This is a genomic window from Nitrospira marina (assembly GCF_059568365.1).
The window spans coordinates 4,026,808-4,047,152 of sequence record NZ_JCANTH010000001.1 but is presented as its reverse complement, the minus strand read 5'-3'; the positions used below and the strand labels follow the sequence as shown (position 1 = coordinate 4,047,152).

Annotated in this window: 13 protein-coding genes and 1 tRNA gene; 12 read left to right on the top strand and 2 right to left on the bottom strand. The window is 52.4% G+C overall.

Translation table 11 applies throughout. The features are described from left to right. The first annotated feature begins 30 nt into the window (after positions 1-30). Positions 31-702, top strand: a complete 672-nt coding sequence (gene lptE / locus LX98_RS17475) for an LPS assembly lipoprotein LptE (protein ID WP_496430075.1) — start codon at positions 31-33, stop codon at positions 700-702. Between the two features lie 49 nt (positions 703-751). After that, a complete protein-coding gene (gene holA, locus LX98_RS17470; protein ID WP_496430074.1) occupies positions 752-1,840 on the top strand; it encodes a DNA polymerase III subunit delta in 1,089 nt (362 codons plus the stop codon). Positions 1,841-1,863: 23 nt separating this feature from the next. Here holA and rpsT read toward each other — a convergent pair whose 3' ends face one another. Next, on the bottom strand, positions 1,864-2,136 hold the full coding sequence (gene rpsT, locus LX98_RS17465; protein WP_496430073.1) for a 30S ribosomal protein S20: 273 nt from the start codon (positions 2,134-2,136) through the stop codon (positions 1,864-1,866). Positions 2,137-2,374: 238 nt separating this feature from the next. On the opposite strand from rpsT, the gene LX98_RS17460 reads away from it, so the two are divergent. From LX98_RS17460 to LX98_RS17420, 9 genes are all read left to right on the top strand, one after another. After that, positions 2,375-2,451 (top strand) — tRNA-His (locus LX98_RS17460). 525 nt (positions 2,452-2,976) lie between these two features. Beyond that, complete coding sequence (locus tag LX98_RS17455; protein ID WP_496430072.1) at positions 2,977-4,671, top strand: proton-conducting transporter transmembrane domain-containing protein; 1,695 nt, start codon at positions 2,977-2,979, stop codon at positions 4,669-4,671. 84 nt (positions 4,672-4,755) lie between these two features. Next, positions 4,756-5,922, top strand: coding sequence for a hypothetical protein (locus LX98_RS17450; RefSeq protein ID WP_496430071.1), 1,167 nt, complete (start codon positions 4,756-4,758; stop codon positions 5,920-5,922). Positions 5,923-5,962: 40 nt separating this feature from the next. Continuing rightward, entirely contained in the window at positions 5,963-9,214 is a 3,252-nt protein-coding gene (locus LX98_RS17445; protein WP_496430070.1) for a putative inorganic carbon transporter subunit DabA, read from the top strand. 27 nt (positions 9,215-9,241) lie between these two features. Next, complete coding sequence (locus tag LX98_RS17440; protein ID WP_312646053.1) at positions 9,242-9,574, top strand: P-II family nitrogen regulator; 333 nt, start codon at positions 9,242-9,244, stop codon at positions 9,572-9,574. 686 nt (positions 9,575-10,260) lie between these two features. Then, positions 10,261-10,902 (top strand): redoxin domain-containing protein, encoded by a 642-nt coding sequence (locus LX98_RS17435; RefSeq protein ID WP_496430069.1) that lies wholly within the window; start codon positions 10,261-10,263, stop codon positions 10,900-10,902. Between the two features lie 171 nt (positions 10,903-11,073). Beyond that, positions 11,074-11,940 carry a DUF6279 family lipoprotein gene (locus tag LX98_RS17430; protein WP_496430068.1) on the top strand — a complete coding sequence of 289 codons (867 nt, stop codon included), beginning with the start codon at positions 11,074-11,076 and terminating at the stop codon, positions 11,938-11,940. 286 nt (positions 11,941-12,226) lie between these two features. Next, on the top strand, positions 12,227-12,784 hold the full coding sequence (locus tag LX98_RS17425; RefSeq protein ID WP_496430067.1) for a DUF427 domain-containing protein: 558 nt from the start codon (positions 12,227-12,229) through the stop codon (positions 12,782-12,784). Between the two features lie 101 nt (positions 12,785-12,885). Beyond that, positions 12,886-13,761, top strand: coding sequence for an aldo/keto reductase (locus tag LX98_RS17420; protein ID WP_496430066.1), 876 nt, complete (start codon positions 12,886-12,888; stop codon positions 13,759-13,761). A gap of 697 nt (positions 13,762-14,458) precedes the next feature. Here the strand turns inward: LX98_RS17420 and LX98_RS17415 are convergent. Continuing rightward, a complete protein-coding gene (locus LX98_RS17415; RefSeq protein WP_496430065.1) occupies positions 14,459-16,024 on the bottom strand; it encodes a glucan biosynthesis protein in 1,566 nt (521 codons plus the stop codon). A gap of 966 nt (positions 16,025-16,990) precedes the next feature. On the opposite strand from LX98_RS17415, the gene LX98_RS17410 reads away from it, so the two are divergent. Next, entirely contained in the window at positions 16,991-19,810 is a 2,820-nt protein-coding gene (locus LX98_RS17410; RefSeq protein ID WP_496430064.1) for an InlB B-repeat-containing protein, read from the top strand. Positions 19,811-20,345: the final 535 nt, after the last annotated feature.

Here is a 20,345-nt window from a genome sequence, read left to right as displayed (position 1 = left end):
GGTAGCCCCCTTCAGCGGGTAAGATTCCTGATGACCGGATGGGGAGTGTTGCTGTGCCTGATTGCCGGATGTGGGTATCAATTCACAGTTGAGGGGCCTGGCCCGGTCATTGGGGGTAGTGCTGGCCATGTGGCGCAAGGACCGCCGGTTCGTATGGTCTTTCCTGTGCTTAAAAATAACAGCTTTGAACCAAACCTGGAATTCAAATACACCAGATACTTTCGCCAGGCGTTCCAATCGGTCGGAAGCGCCGAATTTGTCGATAATGGCTCCGCCGACTTTGTGATGGAGGGGGCGATTCTATCGGTCGGGCTTTCCTCGTTAGCCTTTACTCGCACGCAGACACAAGAAAGCCGGGTTACGGTGAAAGTGGTGTTGAAGGTGAAGGATCGGAAAACGGGGAAAGTCCGATGGTCTCAAATCGGAACCAGTACAGCCGAATTTTTTGTGGGTGCCACATCCACGTCAGATGCCGAGACCGGATTGCAATTTAACCGGGTTTTGCAGGATCGGGCGGTTGAACAAGCGGGGCAACAGGTGGCTGCCGATTTAGCCGATCAATTTTTGGGGGCCAGGGAGCAGGGGGTTTTTGACAGGAATAGAAAAGAGACCATCCCGGATCCGGAACCGGGTGGTAGTGAATTTTCCGAGATTTCAGCCCCGTACGGAGAACTCATTGCTCCAGGCTCCCAGATGCCTTGATTACCTGAATGGTTTGGCAGGATTGCCTGCTTCTTGAGGCGTTTTCACCGTGAAAGTTCATGAACTTCAAAGTCAGATCAACCGGCATGGGTTGTCCCCTCTGTATTTGGTGATCGGGGAAGAGCCTTATTTTCGGGATCAGGCCTTGAGCATTCTTCGTGCGGCAGGTCAGGAAAAGGATGCTTCAAAATCATCGGACCATTTACCGGCCCATGATTCCTCCCAGATGTTTCATGTCGATGTCGTCTATGGGGATGAAACCGATGCCTCCGAGATATTAGCCATTTCGGAAGAGACCTCGTTTTTTTCATCGAGACGACTCCTCATCATTAAATGGGCAGATAAACTCTCTGCTCGAGATGGGGAAGCTCTCATGCCCTATTTTCAGACTCCCAATGAAACGACCACGATGGTCATCACTGCAGCAAAATTAGACGGCCGGACGAAGTGGGTTCAAGAGCTTAAAAAGCGGGGGACGGTGGTGGAATGCGCCTCTCTATTTGAGGGGCAGCGAGCAGGGTGGGTCACGCAGCGAGCGAGAGAGTTAGGCTTGCAGTTGGAAGATAGTGCCCTCGAGATATTGAAGGATCAGGTTGCCGAAGGGTTGTATGGGACGGCCGGTGAATTAGAGAAATTGGTGGCGTTTATGCCGGAGGGCCATAGAGTTCGGGCACAAGACGTGGAAACGGTCCGGGGAAAACCGCCGGGAATTTCGGTGTTTGATTGGTCGGAAGCCGTTGCGCGAGGGGATCAGGGGCGGGCATTGGATATCGTGGCAAAAAATTTAGAAACCGGCGAAGCACCCTTACGAATGTTGGGTGCCTTTTTGTGGCAGATGCGGAAGATCTGGAAAACGCACGAGTTGATGCAAGAAGGGTATGATGCCGGACAGGCCGCACGCCAAGCAGGCATTCCTCCTTTTCGTGCGCGGGAATTTATCCAGCAGGTGCAGCGGTGGAAGCCATCCCACTTCCGTCGAGCATGGGAATTATTCGCTCAAGCTGATTCGGCTCTTAAAGGGGGGCGGGCATCACGTCCGAAGCTCATCTTGGATGACCTGGTCATCCAACTTTGCCGGGCCACTAACGCTGATCAAGGCAGCAAGGTCTTCGGTGGCCGCAAATCTCACAAGGCGTGAGAACCCGTAACTATTTGACCGTATTATTTGGGTGAGAGTGCGTTGACGCGGGATGCAAGACGGGAAACCCAACGGGAGGCGGTGTTCCGATGAAGCGTGCCTTTGGTTACGGCTTTATGCAGCTCAGAGGTCGCTTCTCGCAAAGAAGCCTTCGCCTCTTCGCCCTTGTTCTCTTTGACCGCTCCATGAACTTTCTTGATAAAGGTCCTGACGCGTCGCATGATAGACCGATTGCGTTCCTGGCGCTTCAGAGTTTGTCGAGCTGCTTTAATTGCTGAATGATGTCGATTAGCCATATTTTCCTCCAGAAAAAATCGAAGTGTGATTTCTAACACAATATCATGAAAGTGGTCAATTGAACCGGTGGTAAATTGTTGGGGCGTTTAAAAGGCTTTATGGCTCTTGAAATATGAGGTTCTCTCAGAAAAAATAGATCCATCATCCTCGTTGGCTGCTAACGGTATGTGGCTTGCGACACCTATGGCCCTCTGATAAGATTGCCCTCTTCATTCCGCTCGAAACTTCCATGTGACGGTGGGTGTAGCTCAGTTGGTTAGAGCGCCGGATTGTGGATCCGGAGGTCGCGGGTTCAATTCCCGTCACTCACCCCATTTTTCTCTATTAACTGCACAAATTGAAAAAAATAATCAGAAGGACAGGTCTCCGCGTAAAGCGTTTTGAGCGCACCTACTAACTAGATAGATCGGCCTCACGTATCCTTTGCGTCTCGGATTAGGGAAAGGGGGCTGCCCTGCTTTGTTGATTGAAACTCTTGGCGATTTCCAGACCGTGAAAAGCCGGTTCATCCGTCCCTGTCGTGGCAATCGATCGGTCAGGGACAATTTATCTAAAAAAGAATCGGGATTTAATTTTCTGTCCCAATGATCTGAGATATTGGCCGCGCGTTTCAGCGGGCATGATTTTCTCTCCCCAATGGCACCAAAATGTGAGAACCCGAAAGGCCCATGGGTTGGGTCTAACACATTATTGCTTATCGCCACATCAAACGTTAAGTAAAGGGATTAGGCTTGATTGGAACGAAACACGATATTAATTACAGGGATTTCCGTCTCGGCGATTGTGCTTTCGGGATGTTCCCGATGCCGCCTCGCTTCTGAGACTGTGGTTGGTTTCCTATGACTACAGCCGTTTTCATTCCTCTCCTTCCGCTGCTGGCCGCCATGCTGATTGGTTGGCAGGGTAAACGTCTGGCGTCCCGCGTGGCGTTGATCGGGATCGTTGCCACTGCCGGGTCCAGCGTTTTCTCGTTTCTGGCCCTGTACCACGTCAGTACCGAAGGCCCGTTTCAGCTCACCTTCTGGTCGTGGGGGCACGGACCCTCGCCTTCACTGACATTCGGGATGTTGGTCGACCGACTGACGGCTGTGATGATGGTGCTCATCTCCAGTGTCAGTACCATCATTCATCTATATTCCCGCCGCTATTTACAGGGTGACGCGGGGTACCAGCGGTTTTTCGGGTTACTCGGGTTGATGACCTTCACCATCCTCTCCCTAGTCGCCAGCGCAAACTTTTTGATGTTGTTTCTGTTCTGGCAACTCCTGAGCTGGGTATTGTATCTCCTATTGGCCTTCAATTTCTCTTATCCCGCGGCATGTGAGTATGCGCGAAAAACGTTATTGGTGCATCGAATCGGGGATATCAGTTTTCTCTGTGGCCTCCTGCTTATTTATCAGTATTTCGGTACGTTCGAATTTTTGGACGTATTTCAACGGGCGGCTGCGGATCCTCCGATGATCCGGTTATGGGCTGGGTCTACTTTTGAAATCAGCATCGTGCCGGTCATCGCACTGCTGATTTTTGTCGGCGCAATGGCCAAATCCGCACAATTTCCTCTCCACGTCTGGCTTCCGGACACAATGGACTCCCCGACCCCGGTCTCCGCCCTGATGCATGCCGGGATCATCAACGCCGGCGGGTTCCTGCTGAACCGGTTGGCCCCATTGTACGCCCTGTCTCCCTCGACCCTCCATCTGGTGTTCATCGTGGGAGTCCTCACCGTCCTGCTCGGAGCCTCGATGATGTTGGTTCAGAATGACATCAAGAAAACTTTGGGTTTTTCTACCATGGGACAAATGGGGTACATGATCATGGAATGCGGCCTTGGCGCTTTTGCCTTGGCCATCTTTCACCTCATCGCCCACGGATTTTTCAAAGCCTCCCTCTTTCTGGCCTCAGGCAGTATTATTCAGGACGCGCGGCATGAACCGAAATTTCCTCCGGCCTCCGGCCATCAGCCGACCCGGCTGCCGAACAAACTGACGTGGACGACAGGATTGCTCGTCACGCTGTTCATGCCGCTGGTTATTCTATTGGTAGCCCATGGGGTCCTGGACGTGCCTCTTCACGATGATCATGGAGCGGTGATCTTTCTCTTTTTCGGATGGGTCACGGCCTCACAAGCCATTTTCAGCATTTACCGCCTGCATGCCGTGGCTTCCTGGAAGGTTGCCGGTGCCATGATCGTGACGTTGTTTTTCATCGGATTCGTCTATTTATGGGCGGGCGAAGCCTTTACGCATTTTCTTTATCCGGCTCCCGGCGAGGCGGATGGATTCTTCACAGCCGCCGCCTTCCCGCCGCAGGTGTTCGATGCGGTGATCATTTTTTCTACGCTGGTGGTGCTGTTCGGCTGGCTGGTTCTGTACACCACGGCCCGTGGCCAAAAAATACTCAATCCGAATGGGGTGCTCGCGATACGGCAAGCCGGCTGGGTTCTATTAATCAACCGGTGTTATGTGGACGGCATCTATAAAAAAACTGGCAGTGCCCTGCTCCGTTTGGCGCAGAAAGTCGCGTACCGGTATTAACCGTCATCAGGTGAGTTGTCGATTGATCATGATCTGTTGCTGCTGCTCTCTCTTGTCCCGTTCTTTTTCATGGCGGGAAACACCATGAAACGGACCTCGCCCTCAGCATGGTGGGGTGTGGGATTAGCCTTTATACTGATAGCCGGGGGGGCCTTCGTCGCGTTTAGTTGGGAAGCGGAGATCTCTTCCTTTGTCAGTCTTCCGGCCGGCGCCATTCTTCTTTCCTGTTTTTGTGCCATCCTGTGGCAAAAAGACACCTCCCATGTATCTGATGACGCGGTACCTATCATCCTGCTTGCCGGCCTGGGTCTGGGTGGAGTGATCGCGGTGGAGCCGATCAACCGGCTATTCATGATCGGCCTGCTCGGCTATGGGGGGTTCTTTCTGTCCCGGCACATGGTTGCCTCTCTGCAAAAGACCCTGGCTCTGGTGCATCTCGGATTAGCTGTGGTGTTTGGCATCGTGACGCTCTTCCTGGATGAAACCGGTCTCATGGTCGCCGGGCTTTTTCTGTTAGTCACCTTTTTGCCACTGGTCCCGTTTCATCTGCCATTTTTGGGAGTCGTGCGGTCTTCCCGGGAGTCCCTCGCCGGGGTGTGGATCGTGGTCTGGCTGGCAACAGGTCTGTCCCAACTCAAGAACGTCGAGGAATTTTTTCATCTGGAAAGGCTGTGGATCATTCCGGTGTTTGCGCTGGTGAGTGCCGGGTACGCTTCCTTGAAAGCCACGGGACATCTTCTCCCTCGTGAAGGCATTGCCTATGCTGCCATCACCCTCCTCGCCTTACTGTGGGGTTTGCTCGCCACGTTTTCCCATGTGGGGGTATGGGGAGTTCCCTATGGAATCGCGGTCGCATTGCTGATGAGTGGGATGTTGCAGTCCTTTGCCTTTTTACGCGAACGGTATGGGACACATAATCTGGTATCGTTGCAAGGGTTGGGTTCCGGGTTGCCGCGCTTTCGGGGGGCCTTCACGTTCATGATTTCACTGGTCATGCTGCTACCGCTTCTGCCGGTGGTAGCCGGATTTTTGACCATGCCGCTCAACGGCCCCGAGGCCTCACTGTTCCCAGTGTTGCTGTTGTTATTTATCGTGTGGTTCTCAGTCAGCTGGGTCTTTACCACCATGCTGCATCAGACCGCATTTGGAAAGGCCCGATCCGACGTGCCATATCGCGATTTGTCGCTGTATGAAATGTGGACACTCATCCTGTTAATGGGCACAGCGGGCATTTTCGGAATACCCGCTTAATCTTACATACTCCTATGCAGAACACCAGAGGATGCAGAAGATGACGGTTTCCACGGCACGTGAAGTCGAATCTCATAAAGAATTAGAACGCATCGAGGTCAGATCGCTGATTCATTTGGCGGGGGAAACCATTTCCCAATTTTGGCCCATGCAGACCTTCATTCACCACAACCCGCTGCATGGCCTGGAACACTTGAATATCCACCAGGCGATTGCCCAAGCCGAAAAATTTTTGGGAGGCCGCGGGTATCTTCCCAATGAGGAATATCGAAACCTATACCGGCAGGGCCGGATCCTGGATGAGGCGATTACCGATGCCGTCATGCCCTTCTCAGAGAACCGGTATGTCACCATCGGCACGCGAAATATTTCTCACATCGAAGTCTTGCGGACGATCCTGATTCATGGGAGCGGGACGATCCCCCATGATATCAGTGATGCCGTATTCGACAGTCTGCGTCGAGACTCCCAGGTAAGGGAATTGTTCACCCGCCTGCAATCCGGCGGCATCCTCAAGGATACCGACCTGTCGTTGCGCCAAAAGACAGACCACGCACGCCAGGATGTCGCCAATCAATATACACTTGCTGCATGGTGCGACCAGACATTTGAAACTTCTCTTCAGCAGCAGATCAATGAGGAACTCATCAAATGGTGTGCCGGGTTTCTGGACGAAGGCCACGCTCCCTGGTCCATGCCTATGCGGGAAAAGACCTTCTATGGGAGTTGGAAAGCCCTGGCTCAGAAGGAGGTCACAGGTATTCTTCTGGGCATCCCGGACTGGAAGCTGAAACTTCAGCAACTTCCTGACCGGCCGGAAGATGCCGTGCTGGCCTGCCTCCAGGATTTGGATCTGCCTCAGAATCTCTGGAGCAACGTGTTTACCCTGCATTTGGCCCAATTGCCGGGATGGACGGGATTTCTCAAGTGGCGTGCCGATCAGGTGAACCATGAGTGGCAGAAGGCGTTTCCCGTCGATCTGGTTCAGTATATGGCGGTACGGCTCTTCTATGAGCGTGAGCTGGTGAGCAGGTTGTGCCATCAACAACTCGGGATACCCGGCACCTATTCGGCCATTACGTCCTCCCTGGAGCAGTTCCCGTTTGGATTCAGTCTCTACAAAGTTTTTCGTACCGGAAACCTAGATCCGGAGATGCTACCGGCTTTGGACGAAGGGATGTTTACCGTGGACCCCCTTCCTTTGCAAACTCTTGATGCATGGGGACGGGAAGCGGACGGTACATGGGGAAGGATTCAACGTGAAAGAACGGCAAAGGGGCACGCCTTGATCCTTCATCATCTGGCCGATTCCCTCGGCATTGCCCTGAAGGACGTGACGGAATGTCCGCCTGACACTGTGGAAACCTTGGTGGGATGGATCACGAATTTTCCCGACTCCACGCATGGGCCCCTCTGGCTACAGGCGTTCGAGACGAGTTATTTGAAAGGCTTCGTCAAAAGCCTTGCTCCCAATTTGGCCATCGTGCATGAAAGTGATTCCAAGGAGGAAAAACCCAAGTTTTCCAGACCGCCGGCCCAGGCCATGTTCTGCATCGATGTGCGATCTGAGGGCTTCCGGCGGCATCTGGAGGAAGTGGGTGGAAATGAAACGTTCGGATTCGCCGGATTTTTCGGAGTCCCCATCTGCTTTCAGAGATTCGGCAGCGAACAGGAAACGGATCAATGTCCAGTCCTGCTCAAACCCAAACACCGGGTCAGGGAAATTCCCAGGGCCTATCAGGGCAAAGCGGCTGAACAATACCTCCAACGTCAGAATCTGGCGAAAACCGGACATGCGCTACTTCATGATCTGAAAGAAAATGTGATTACACCCTATGTCATGGTCGAAGCGATCGGCTGGTTTTTCGGGTTCCGGCTCTTCGGTCAGACTATTGCGCCTGCCTGGTACCGGACATTCACGTCGTGGGTGAAAGAATGGTTTGCGATTCCGATCGGGACCACGTTAACCGTCGACAAGCTGTCCCATGAGGAAGCGGAAGAAATGGTGGCGGCCGAACATCGGGCGACCATTCATCGTCTGTTAATTGAACGGTACGGCCGTATGGGCCTAGCCGTTTTACATGATCAAGTGGATCGTCTTCGCAAACAGGCTCTTTATCAAGCTGAAACGGACAGTGAGGACGAAGAAACCTTAAGCCGGTTGTTAGGATGGAATACCGCCACCCATGACCAATTTCTCGCGGAATTACGTCAGAACCACGGGATTCATCAACGGGCGGTGAGCCGGCGCATGCACCGGATCACGCAGGTAGGATTTACTCCTAAAGAACAGGCCTATTTCGTAGAAACCGCCCTGCGGATCCTCGGCTTTACACAGGGCTTTTCCAGGTTGATATTGATTTGCGCCCATGGAAGTGTCTCGGAAAACAATCCCTATGAGTCGGCGCTGGACTGCGGCGCCTGCGGAGGCAACGAGGGGTATTCCAACGCCCGGGCCTTTGTGGAAATGGCGAATAAACCCTATGTCCGGCAGATTCTCGCCCAGAAAGGCATTCACATCCCGCCGGATACGCATTTTTTACCGGGACAGCATAATACCACCACGGACGAGGTGGAATTGTTCGATCTGGAAGATGTCCCAGCCACTCACCGGAAGGACCTCCTGCGTCTTGAGCACGATCTGGAGGAGGCGGGACGCAGAAATAGTCAGGAACGGTTGGCCCGCCTTCCGGACGAACACGGCATGCCGTCGCTGGCAAGAAGTCTGCGTCTGGCCAAACGGCGAAGTATGGATTGGTCTCAAGTAAGGCCCGAATGGGGCTTGTCAAGACACACGGCGTTCATCGTCGGGCGGCGGTTATTGACGAGGGGTATCAATCTGGAAGGGCGGACGTTCTTACATTCCTATGATTACCTGCAGGACCCCACAGGAAAATATCTGGAAATTATCATGACCGCGCCGTTGGTTGTAGGCAATTGGATCAACATGGAACATTATTTTTCAACGGTAGATCCGGAGGTATACGGAGCCGGGAGCAAAGTGTACCATAACGTCGTTGGCCGGATCGGGGTGATGTATGGCTCACAAAGCGACATGCGCATCGGACTGCCCGTGCAGACCGTCTATGATGGTTCCACGCCTTACCATGAACCGATGCGGCTGATGGCCATCATCGAGGCGCCCATGGAACGCCTATCCGCCATCATTGCGAGGCATGACCTTTTGCAGAAGCTGATGGGCAATCAGTGGGTCAATCTGGTGGCCCTTGATCCGATCACCATGGAGTTTTTTCTGTACCATTCATCCGACGATTGGCGGATCATTCTTTAATATCATTGCGAGGAGGCAGGACAGGCCATGAGCATCAGGCTATTTCCCATGAAAGAGATCAAGATCATTATTGAAGGAGAACATATCCGTTTTGTCACGGATGTCCTGGATAGAATCAAAGCGAGCGGGTATACCGTCTTCAGTAATATTTCGGGAAAAGGCCACAGCGGATACCATGAGGGTCACCTCATGTTTAATGATACGAGCAGTTTGCAAATGGTCCTGACTGTCGTTCCTGAGGAAAAGGTTGAGCCCATTCTTTTTGCGCTGAAACCTTTCCTCGAGCGGCATTCGGGAAGCGTGTTTGTTCTGGATGCCAGTGTTTTGAGGCCCGATCATTTTCTAACTACCGATTCCTAATCCCCTAGTGGATAAGTATGTGGAACGCAGATCGAGTACGACATCCTCTCGGGGTGACAAAAAAGACGACAATGAATGGTGTCGGCCTGTAAGGATATGAGAAAAGAAAAATTGTCCCGCTTTTGTCCTGCCATTCCTCATCGGCAGGGCACAAAGCAAGTCGTGGGAGAATTTAATAATTAAAAGGAGATAAGATTCATACTATTCAGGTCAGGATTTTTTCTCAAAAAATTCTCATAATCGTTCACCCATCCTTTCCAATTCTCGACATCCTGTCATATCGTTTTTTTCCTATCAAAATTTTAGTTGAAGGTCTCGAGGTTTCTTCCCTCTCGCCTGGAAACCGTGGAAATACTTATTTCTCTCCATGCTTTTTTTCCCTTTGTAACTAAATTATGTTTTTCCATTAAGCCTGGTCTCACGGCTGATCTGAAAGTTGGAACAATTTCCTACCCCCCCGATTATCCGGTAATTCGGTCAGGTAAAACGCTAGTGGTGTGAAGCGGCTCCGGGGGCACAATGAGGTTGTCTAAGGATTGGACAGAATGTGTTGGTTCCTTGCCCATAAGCGGAAGTAGAGTAAGGAAGTAGAGTAAGAAGGTAAGGAAGCAAATTAGGGGGACGGGTTCACGTGGGTATTCTAAAACCCTTTGTGTGCGTATAAAAAAGCCAGAAAAATGCCAAAAATGGAAAACATATTTCTCCTCTTTGTGAGTGGGATTTTTCTATTCATCTGCGGGTGTAATTTTGAAGATCCCTATACCCTGAACCGTTTGGAAAAGGAACAACCAGCTCCCTCTTCGGGGAAAGTGTTAATGACGATTGATCCACAGAAAAGGCCACATAGCGTCTATGATTTCACCCTTTTTGATATCTCGACCCGGCCGGTGTCCCTTGAGCGATTTAAGGGTAAGGTGCTCCTCATGGTGAATACCGCCAGTCGCTGCGGATATACAGCACAATTGAGGGACTTACAGAAACTGTACCGTCAGTATCAATCTCAGGGTTTGGAAGTGTTGGCCTTCCCTTCCAACGATTTTGGTGGACAGGAACTCGAGACCAATGAGGAGATTGCCCTCTTCGCCACCACACAATTCGGGGTCGACTTTCCTCTGTTTGCCAAGACCCGTGTGCGAGGAAGTGATCAGCACCCTCTCTTTACCTGGTTAACGACCCAAGGCCATGCCGATAAACAAGTCAGGTACAATTTCGAAAAGTTCCTCGTAGACCGAACAGGCAAGGTGATTGCCAGGTATTCTTCCGATGTTGTTCCCCTTTCCGAAGAAATTCGTGCAGACATTGAACGGGCTTTGGCCTTTTCGGCTTAAAATGGCTCGAGTAAGCTCAGCAACCGTGGCCCCTTTTTTTATTTGATAATTCTTTCCGCCAGTATGTGAAATTAACTTTAATGCCACCTCATGGCTGATTAGATGTGACCCGTCAGGTTAAAATAGAAAGCGAGGGTGTATCGACCTGATCTTTTTTTGCAGGGTAACTCTATGCAAGGTTTGTTTTTCCTCCATCGGTCATATTGGCGGGGATTGTTCAGAATTCTGCTTTTATGCCCCTTGCTGGTTTCCTGCAACACTCTCCACATTACATATTCGACGGCTGATTGGATTCTCTTATGGAAACTGGATAGGTATTTTGCTCTGTCTGCTTCTCAGGAAAACTATTTGGATCTCCAGGTCGAGGCATTTCATGTCTGGCATCGACACCATCAACTTCCCCAGTACGCGCAATTTCTCGCTCAAATAGATGAATTTTCGAAAAATGAACTGAGTCAAGCAGAGCTGGAGAACATTTTTGCGTCGGTGGAATACTTTCGTGTTCATCTTGCCAGGCGAGCCTCTCCACCGGGTGCGGAATTTTTAGCCACTGTCACGCCTGTCCAAATACGTCATTTCCAAGAAATGTTGGATCAAGACTATCGAGAGCTTGTGTCCGAGATCGGAGACGACCCGGAGGTGCGTTTGGATAAACGCGTGGCAACCACATCGGAAACCCTGACCACATGGGTCGGAGAGTTGTCGGTGGACCAAGAGGCATATATTCGTGAGAGAATGAGGAAAATCCCCGATACCACGGATATGTGGCTGGCCCATCGCAAAAGCCGGCAGGAAAAATTGCTTGAACTTCTTCGTTCCGCTCATGATCCTTTTAGTTTGGAACAGGATCTCTTTCAGTGGCTGGCCGACTCCAAGACCGGTGCCACGGAGGATTATCTCGTGGTCTCCAGGAAATGGCGTGAAGAAATTCAACGGGCCGTCTTGGACATTGACGGGATTCTGACCGGAGATCAACGGGCACATTTCTCCAGGAAGCTGCAAGGGTTGATCCACGATATACATGGATTGATCGGGTAGGCAAACAAGACACACCTGGGAGATTGATCGACCCGCCCGCGTGCCGGTCATGAATGATCTTTCGAAATTGAGGGAGCCAGGGCCGTTGAGATATTCCAATCACAGATGGTCTTACGAACAACTTATGGGTCCCATGTGGTACAAAATTCTTCTTGCAGTTTTGGGCTGTCTTCTCCTCGGTGAATTGTTGATAATTCTGTGGGCATCTTGGGCCATTCTGACCTTTGAATAACCGGATGAGGACGATGATGCCCCAATCACTTTTCCGGAAAACCTTGGGAATCTTATGACCCAACATGTGCCTGAATGGTTACGGGCGGCTCGTTCCAAATGGCAATATCGGGGACAGGAAAGACCGCCATTTGCGGAAAAGCCCTCTCCTGGCCAGGAATCCGTTTGGGATTATCCGAGGCCTCCTCGTCTGATAACTGATCATCGTCGAGTGGTGGTCCGTATTCGGGAGAGGGTTCTGGCTGATTCCAGCTCCACGTTTCGATTTTTGGAGACCGCGAGCCCTCCGACTTTTTATCTTCCCCCCGCTGATGTGGATGTGTCCGGTCTGGTTCTTACGTGCGCTTCATCTCTTTGTGAATGGAAAGGAACCGCCCAGTATTGGATCCTGGCTGAAGGTCAGAATGAGGCGGATCCGGTTGCCTGGATATATCCTCATCCTTATCCGGGATTTGAATCCATCGCCGGATATTTTTCCTTCTACCCCGGTCGCGTGGAATGCTACGTCAATGATGAGCGTGTGCTGCCCCAACCGGGCGGGTTTTATGGAGGATGGGTGACCAGGGAAATTGTTGGCCCGTTTAAAGGCCCAACGGGTACGGGGGGATGGTAGGGGCGGCACGTTTCCATAACAAATTTTCTCAACAGAGTTGACCGAACAGGCAAAAGAGTTTGAAAATTTAGAAGAGAGCAGGTGTAAAAGGAAGCCTGATCATGACTCTGCCGACACGGGTGCTAGGAAAAACCGGAATATACTTACCCATTCTTGGATTTGGCACTGCGCAAGCAGGAAAACGGCTGACTCACCGCGAGGCGGTGCATTTATTTGAGGCTGCCCTCAATGCGGGCGTGAAATATTTTGATACCGCACCCGAATTTGCAGGATATGGGAAAGCCCAGGAACAATTGGGCCACCTGCTGAAGAGGCGGCGACAAGAGATTTTTTTAGTCACCAAATGTTATGACCCCACCTATGATGGCGCACTAAGTCTATTAGAGCGCAACCTTAAAGAACTCCAAACGGATTACGCGGATTTGGTCTTTGTGCATAGTCTTGGGGCTGACAAAATGGATCCCGCTGTGGTGTTTGGTCGCAAGGGAGCTTACAACGGGTTGGTCAAAGCCCAATCATTGGGATTGACCAAATTCATCGGCTTGTCCGGCCACAATCGTCCTGGAAGGTTTGCCGATGCCATTCAACGCGTTGAGGTCGATGTTTTGCTCAATGTCGTCAATTCTGCTGACCGACATACCTACAATTTTGAAGAGCGAGTGTGGACGGTTGCCAACCGCTTGAACCTGGGACTGATTGCCATGAAAGTGTTTGGAGGGGAGCAGAAATCAGGGGGAGACAGCCTAAGCCATTGCTTGATGCCTATTTCCCATTTAGATATGGCTTTTCGCTATGCCTTGAACGTAACCCAAGTTACGTGTGCAGTCATTGGAATGGCCACACCAGGGGAATTGAAGGACAACCTTCGACGAGCGCGCACATTTACACCTCTGAATGACCGGGAAGAGAAGAATCTTCTCAGGGCCGGCCGCGTTCTAGCTTCTCAGTGGGGAACTCATTTCGGAGCGTTAGTGTAAGCCTCCATCTCTTTAGCTTGAGGTCGAGAAGAATGCAAGTAATTCCGGTTCCCATCGTTTCATATTAAAATTTCTAAATTCCTTCGGATACCCTAGTCTTAATTCCTCGTCAAATGCTTCCAGGAAAAAACCCAACGACCAAGATTTTTTACGGTTGCAGTGAGGTTTCGGAGTAGCGGACAGGCGATTCCATGCCTCCTTTCCTGTCAGATCACAACTCGCGAACCAGTTGAGATGCGTGATTCTCCCTGTACATTCAAAACCCGTCACTCGCCACATTCATTTTTACACGGAGGCGACCCTGTTTGTGTAGGTACGTTTTTGATGCCACACACGCTCATCGCGTGGCTAAGGCTAGGTAGGATAAATTTTTGGTAGAAAAAGACCTCCCGCAGGAAACTTTTAATTAGAAAAACTTTCCCTGCAGGGAGTGTTGAATAAAACCAATTTCCAAGGGCATATTGACGCCCAGGCACGCTGCCTATTAGAGGCATCGGGGCGGTTCAACAAAGCATGCCCTGAGCCTTTCGAAGGGTTCGTCCAGTCCTGCCCTGAGTCACGTCGAAGGGAAGGCCGCAAATTGCCTGCTGTGTCCCAAAGGGCACAACTTTTGTTTTGCGCGCAGAGCGTACGTCCAGTACGTGAGCACGGAAAAATGGCGAGAACGCCGCTGGCGGATTTTTTTAACAGCCCCCAGCTAGTCATAGCTAAAGGGCAGGTATTGGTAGAGCCAGGTTTCGGTCAGGGTTCGATCTCCAAGTTTGAGAAAGAGGCGGAGATTGACCGGCTCCTTGCCTTCCACATAGAGATCGAAAAACGCTCGCCAGTTTTTGGTGCCGACTATCTGCAGCGCGTATTCGTTGTCGATTCGGCCCTTGGACGTGCTGATGACCGGTTGAACCTTGTCCAGCTTTTCGACCTCATTGAGCGGCCCACCCTCGAAGTCGATCACGAATTTCCGGCCGCCTTTCGGGCGCGGCTGCCCGGGAATGCCGGCATTGCCGAGTCGGGTATGGTTGACCCGGGCGACTGTTTCGGACGGAAAAGGTTCGGTTGCCACCCAATGGAGCCGATAGGCGTAGTGCCACTCGGAGCCGGCCTTCACTGGTTCCTTCGGCAGCCAATAGATGACGATATTGTCATGGATTTCGTCGTCAGTCGGTATTTCGATCAATTGGATTTCGCCTTCGTTCCACTCACCTACCGGCTCGATCCAGACGCTCGGTCTCCGGTCATAGAACACACCGTCATCCTCATAGTGGTAGAAGGCGCGATCCCGTTGCAGCAGCCCAAAACCCTTGGGGTTGGTGTCGACGAAGCTGTTGGTCATGACGGATGACGGGTTGTTGAGTGGGCGCCAAATACGTTCGCCTGCGCCCGTCCACATCGCCAGACCGTCGTTGTCATGAATTTCCGGCCTCCAGTCCCTGATCTGATGGCGATTGTTCTCGGCATACCAGAACATGCTGGTCAGCGGCGCGACCCCCAGGCGGTTGATGTCCTGGCGCGCATAGAGATTGGCGTCGATATCCATGACAATCTGCTGGTTCTTAATACAGACCATGCGGAAAGCACCAGTCACACTCGGCCCGTCCAGCAGGGCATAGATCACATATTCCTTGCTGTCCGGGGCTCCTGGTTCCAACCAGAATTCGGTGAATCGTGGAAATTCCTCGGGGGTGGGGAGGGCCGGGTCGATCGCCACCCCTCTTGCCGAGAGGCCGTATTGATTGAGCTCCCCGGAGCTACGGAAATAGGAGGCGCCGAGAAACGCCATCCAATCGGTGGTCGCTCCCGGTCCATCTTGGAGGCGAAAGCCGGAGAAGCCAAGATCATCCGGGAAGATTTTGCCGAGACTGGTTCCGCCGAAGGTGAAGTACTCGGAACGGTAGAGAATTTCTCGGGACTGGCCACCCTCAAGCGCATGAACCTTTACCGGCACTTTGAAATAACGGCCGAGATGGAAGAATTGAGCCGGAAAATTCACGCTACCGTCCTCGCCCAGTCCCCGCTCGCGTTTGAATACGATCTGCTGAAAGGCGTCGTAGTCGATTGATTCCAAGACTTCGTCATGACGGACCAGCGGCTCCTCATAGGGCCTGGTGGCCATCGTCTTGGCGCGCCGCTTCAGCTCATCAAATGAGAAAGGTTTGGCCGTACCGAACTGGATTCCGGAGGTCCCGGCTTTACTTTGCGACTTTGGGAGTCCAGCTAAAGCACCGAGAGCGCCCATCACCAAGAGAAACTGTCGGCGATTCAGCATATCCGGGCCACCGAATATGTTAGGAGATTCGAGGGGCAATTGTTCTCCAGGAGCTGGTTCCTGTAAGAGAGAGGAGGTACCGGTGTGGACAGCCTAGGAATTTTCTCTACAGTTTTTGAAGAAATGACAAGTGACCCCGAAGCAGCGGGACTCTTGAGAAAACAACCACCCACAGTCATATTTTGGACTCCGTTGAGGGCTTCCGATTCTGACCCTCGGTTCGACGTTTGGTGATAATTAAACGGGATTTTGGGAGGATCAGATAAATACCAAAGAACTCATCGGAGGGTCAATCGGCGGTTCAGCAGGCCGGACGTGGGATCGGAGGGAATACGCGTAAAAAACACATGTGAGTGCGAATTTTTGATAATTTTGAGGGGAACTGAAAAACGCTACCCTGGATTGTCACACGAAGAACAATGAGAAGCATTCGAATGGTCATTGGTGCCATTCTCCTTGCCATCCCGTTCCCTCATTCTATTTTTGATTGGTTTTTCTGCATGACTCGCCTGGGTCCGTGGGTTTCCCGTGAATAGAGAGGAACGCATTTTTCCTAAAATTATCGGAATATTGTCTTCGAATGACATGAATGGTTTAATCATTCGGTGGTTCTCTCAGGGCATACTTTTTTTGTTCCATTAATATGTAGAATGATATAAACTACGAAATCTTCTTAATTAAGCTGAGTTATCGTGGACCAGGATAGTGTCATGCCCCCAACGTCCTTTCCTGACATGCCTACCTGCCTGATCCAGGCAATTCCCAAACTATTTCTATATATTCTTCCGGATCATGGCTTCCCTGATCCTAATCACGACGCCTTGAAAACTAATTGAAATGCCATATACGGTGGACAGAAATGCCTTTTTGTTAACCAGACAGCCTGAAGATATGTAAAAGCCATAAGCGCTCTAGAGAATATTGATAAAACGAAATGAGAAAGGACGCACAATGCGGAAAGCTCACATGAAGGTATTGCCTTTGGGGGCTATCGTTTTTGTCCTGGTATTGTTAGGTGGAGTGTTTCCGTCCATGGCTCAGGCCGTTGGCTTGACCATCACCTTTGCCGGCTCAGGCACTGGAAGGGTTGAAGCAAATTCGCCGGGGACTGGTACCTTGAACATTTTTTCCAGTAACACGCTTGACTATGATCAAAATTCCTCTGTCACGCTTACCGCCGCACCGACCGGGATTGGGGCATCACAGTCAGTCTTCAGCAGTTGGGCTGGTTGTGCAAACACATCCGGAAATCAGTGCACCGTGCTTATGGATGGTGCCAGGTCGGTAACCGTGACCTTTAATCTCGCTCCGGTGAATCCCCCGGTCTCCCCTCCTGTCAATCTAACTGTCAATTTTGCGGGAACTGGAACGGGGCAGGTTGCTGGAAGTGGGGCGGGGACGGCGACATTCACTATATTTAATAGCCAAACCATACCTTACGACCTTGTTCAACCACCATCTTCCGTCACTCTCACAGCCACTCCGACTGGTTTCGGGACATCTCTGTCAATCTTTGCTGGTTGGAGCGGTGCCGGGTGCACAGGCACAGGCACGTGTACAGTGAGTATGTCTGCTGCGCGGACGGTGACCGCGACGTTTACGCTCCTGCAACGGACATTAACAGTCACGAAAGCCGGGACGGGTAGTGGGACGGTCACCAGTGCGCCCGCGGGTATCTCCTGCGGGAACGACTGTACCGAGAACTATGCCAATGGGACGTCGGTGACGCTGACGGCGGTGGCGAGTGCAGGCTCAACCTTTGCGGGCTGGAGCGGGGGCGGCTGTTCGGGCACGGGCACGTGTATCGCGACCATGTCGGCTGCCCGGACGGTGACCGCGACGTTTACGCCCGTGCAACGGACCCTGAGGGTTACGAAGGCCGGGACGGGCGGTGGGACCGTGACCAGCGTGCCCGGGGGCATCTCCTGCGGGAACGACTGTTCGGGGAGCTATGCCAATGGGACGTCGGTGACGCTGATGGCGGTGGCGAGTGCAGGCTCAACCTTTGCGGGCTGGAGCGGGGGCGGCTGTTCGGGCACGGGCACGTGTATCGTGACCATGTCGGCGGCACAGACGGTGACCGCAACGTTTACGGCCGTGCAACAGACCCTGACAGTGACGAAGGCCGGGACGGGAAGTGGGACGGTGACCAGTGTGCCCGGGGGCATCTCCTGCGGGAACGACTGTACCGAGAACTATGCCAATGGGACGTCGGTGACGCTGACGGCGGTGACGAGTGCAGGTTCGACCTTTGCGGGCTGGAGTGGGGGCGGCTGTTCGGGCACGGGCACCTGCACGGTGAATATGACGGCCGTGCGTGCGGTGACGGCGACGTTTACGGCCGTGCAACGGACCCTGACAATCACGAAAGCCGGGACGGGCAGTGGGACGGTCACCAGCGTGCCCGGAGGCATCTCCTGCGGGAACGACTGTACCGAGGGCTATGCCAATGGGACGGCAGTGACGCTGAGGGCGGTGGCGAGTGGAGGTTCGACGTTCATAGGCTGGAGTGGCAGCGGGTGTGAGGCCACGGGCACGGGCACCTGCACGGTGAGTATGACGGCCGCACGGACGGTGACGGCCACCTTTACCCAGAATCCCGGAAATCAACCGCCGTCGGTGAGTGCGGGGCCTTCAATCACAGTTGCCCTTCCGAATACGGCTTCGCTGAACGGCACGGTGACGGATGATGGCCTGCCGGCCACGCCGGGGACCGTGACCAGCACGTGGAGTAAGTTTAGCGGTCCCGGGACAGTGACCTTTGCAAATGCGTCATCCCTGAGTACGACCGCAAGCTTCAGCGAAGCTGGGACCTATGTGTTGCGGTTGACCGCGACGGACGGTGAGTTCTTTCCAAGTTCAGATCTGACTATTACTGCGAACAATCAGGGTGCGAGGAAGTTATCTAACGATTTGAACGCTGACGGAACGGCAGACCTCCTTTGGCGTAATAGCCTCAATGGGCTTGTGGTGGGCTGGCTCATGAACGATGCCGCGGTGACCACCACCGGTGTGTTGGGTGGTGTTCCAGCGAATTGGCAGATCATGGGGATGGGCGATGTGAATGCGGACGGCCAGGCCGATGTGATTTGGCGAAATACGACGACGGGGGTCGTGGCGGTGTGGTTTATGAATGGGTTGACCCACACGTCGACGGGATTTCCCGGGAGCGCGTCCCTCAAATATGTAATCAAAGGAATCGGTGATGTGGATGGCAACGGAACCGCGGATCTTATTTGGCACAATAGCGTCAGCGGGGGCTTGGCTATCTGGCTTATGAACGGGTCGACCATTACCAAATTTGGGTTCCCTGGCAGTGCGCCTGTGCAATGGGAAATCACCGGCGTCGGTGATGTGAATGCCGATGAAAAAGCCGATGTGATTTGGCGGAACACGACGACTGGGGCGGTGGCGGTGTGGTTCATGAACGGCTTGACCCATACGTCGACGGGATTTCCCGGGAGTGCGCCTCTCACTTATGTCATTAAGGAAATTGGGGATGTGGATGGCAACGGAACCGCCGATATCGTTTGGCACCATAAGCTAAATGGGTCGGTGGCTATCTGGATTATGAACGGGCCCACTGTGGCCTTTGTCGGGTTTCCTGGTGGAGTGCCCCTGGACTGGCAGATCACGGGAATGGGTGATGTGAATGCGGATGGGCAGGATGACGTCATTTGGCAAAACCGCACTAGTGGGGCGGTGGCGCTGTGGTTAATGAACGGGAAAGACGTCATGGATACCAAATTTCCGCGCGGCACCTCTACTGACTGGGAGATTCAATAAGGATGATCTCGTAATATGGCACGGTTTAATGTAGGAGGCCCAACCGCAAAGGCGAACATGGGAATGTTGGTTTCATTGTAGCTTTGCCGGGGACACTTGTTTTACTAAACGCCGAGTGAGCCGAACTGTCAGTCCGGCTGTTTCGACAGAAGGGAAACTTAAGATATTAGCGGTTGGACAATATCTTGTTTCTTTATGAAGGCCTCACATCTTCGGGTGTGAGGCCTTTCTTTTTGTTCTCTTGATACGGCAAGAGACTTTCCCTGCTAATTAATGGAAAGGGTCTCTCCTTGCACTTCTGTGGCATGTCAACGCATCCCGCCGATTTTTCCGGGACAAATCCCTTGTTCCTATCGCTATTTTGGTTTTCTCTTCCACGACGGTTTGCTCTCTCCTGCTAATTTATAAAAATGTGTTCGTCCGGTTCATGTGCCCTGCTTCCTGGTCAAACCATTCCGAATGGGATGACGTCCTACCTTTTCACCCAAACCTGTTTGCTTTTCTTCCGATCGAAGAAACGAATCGCCATGCGGGT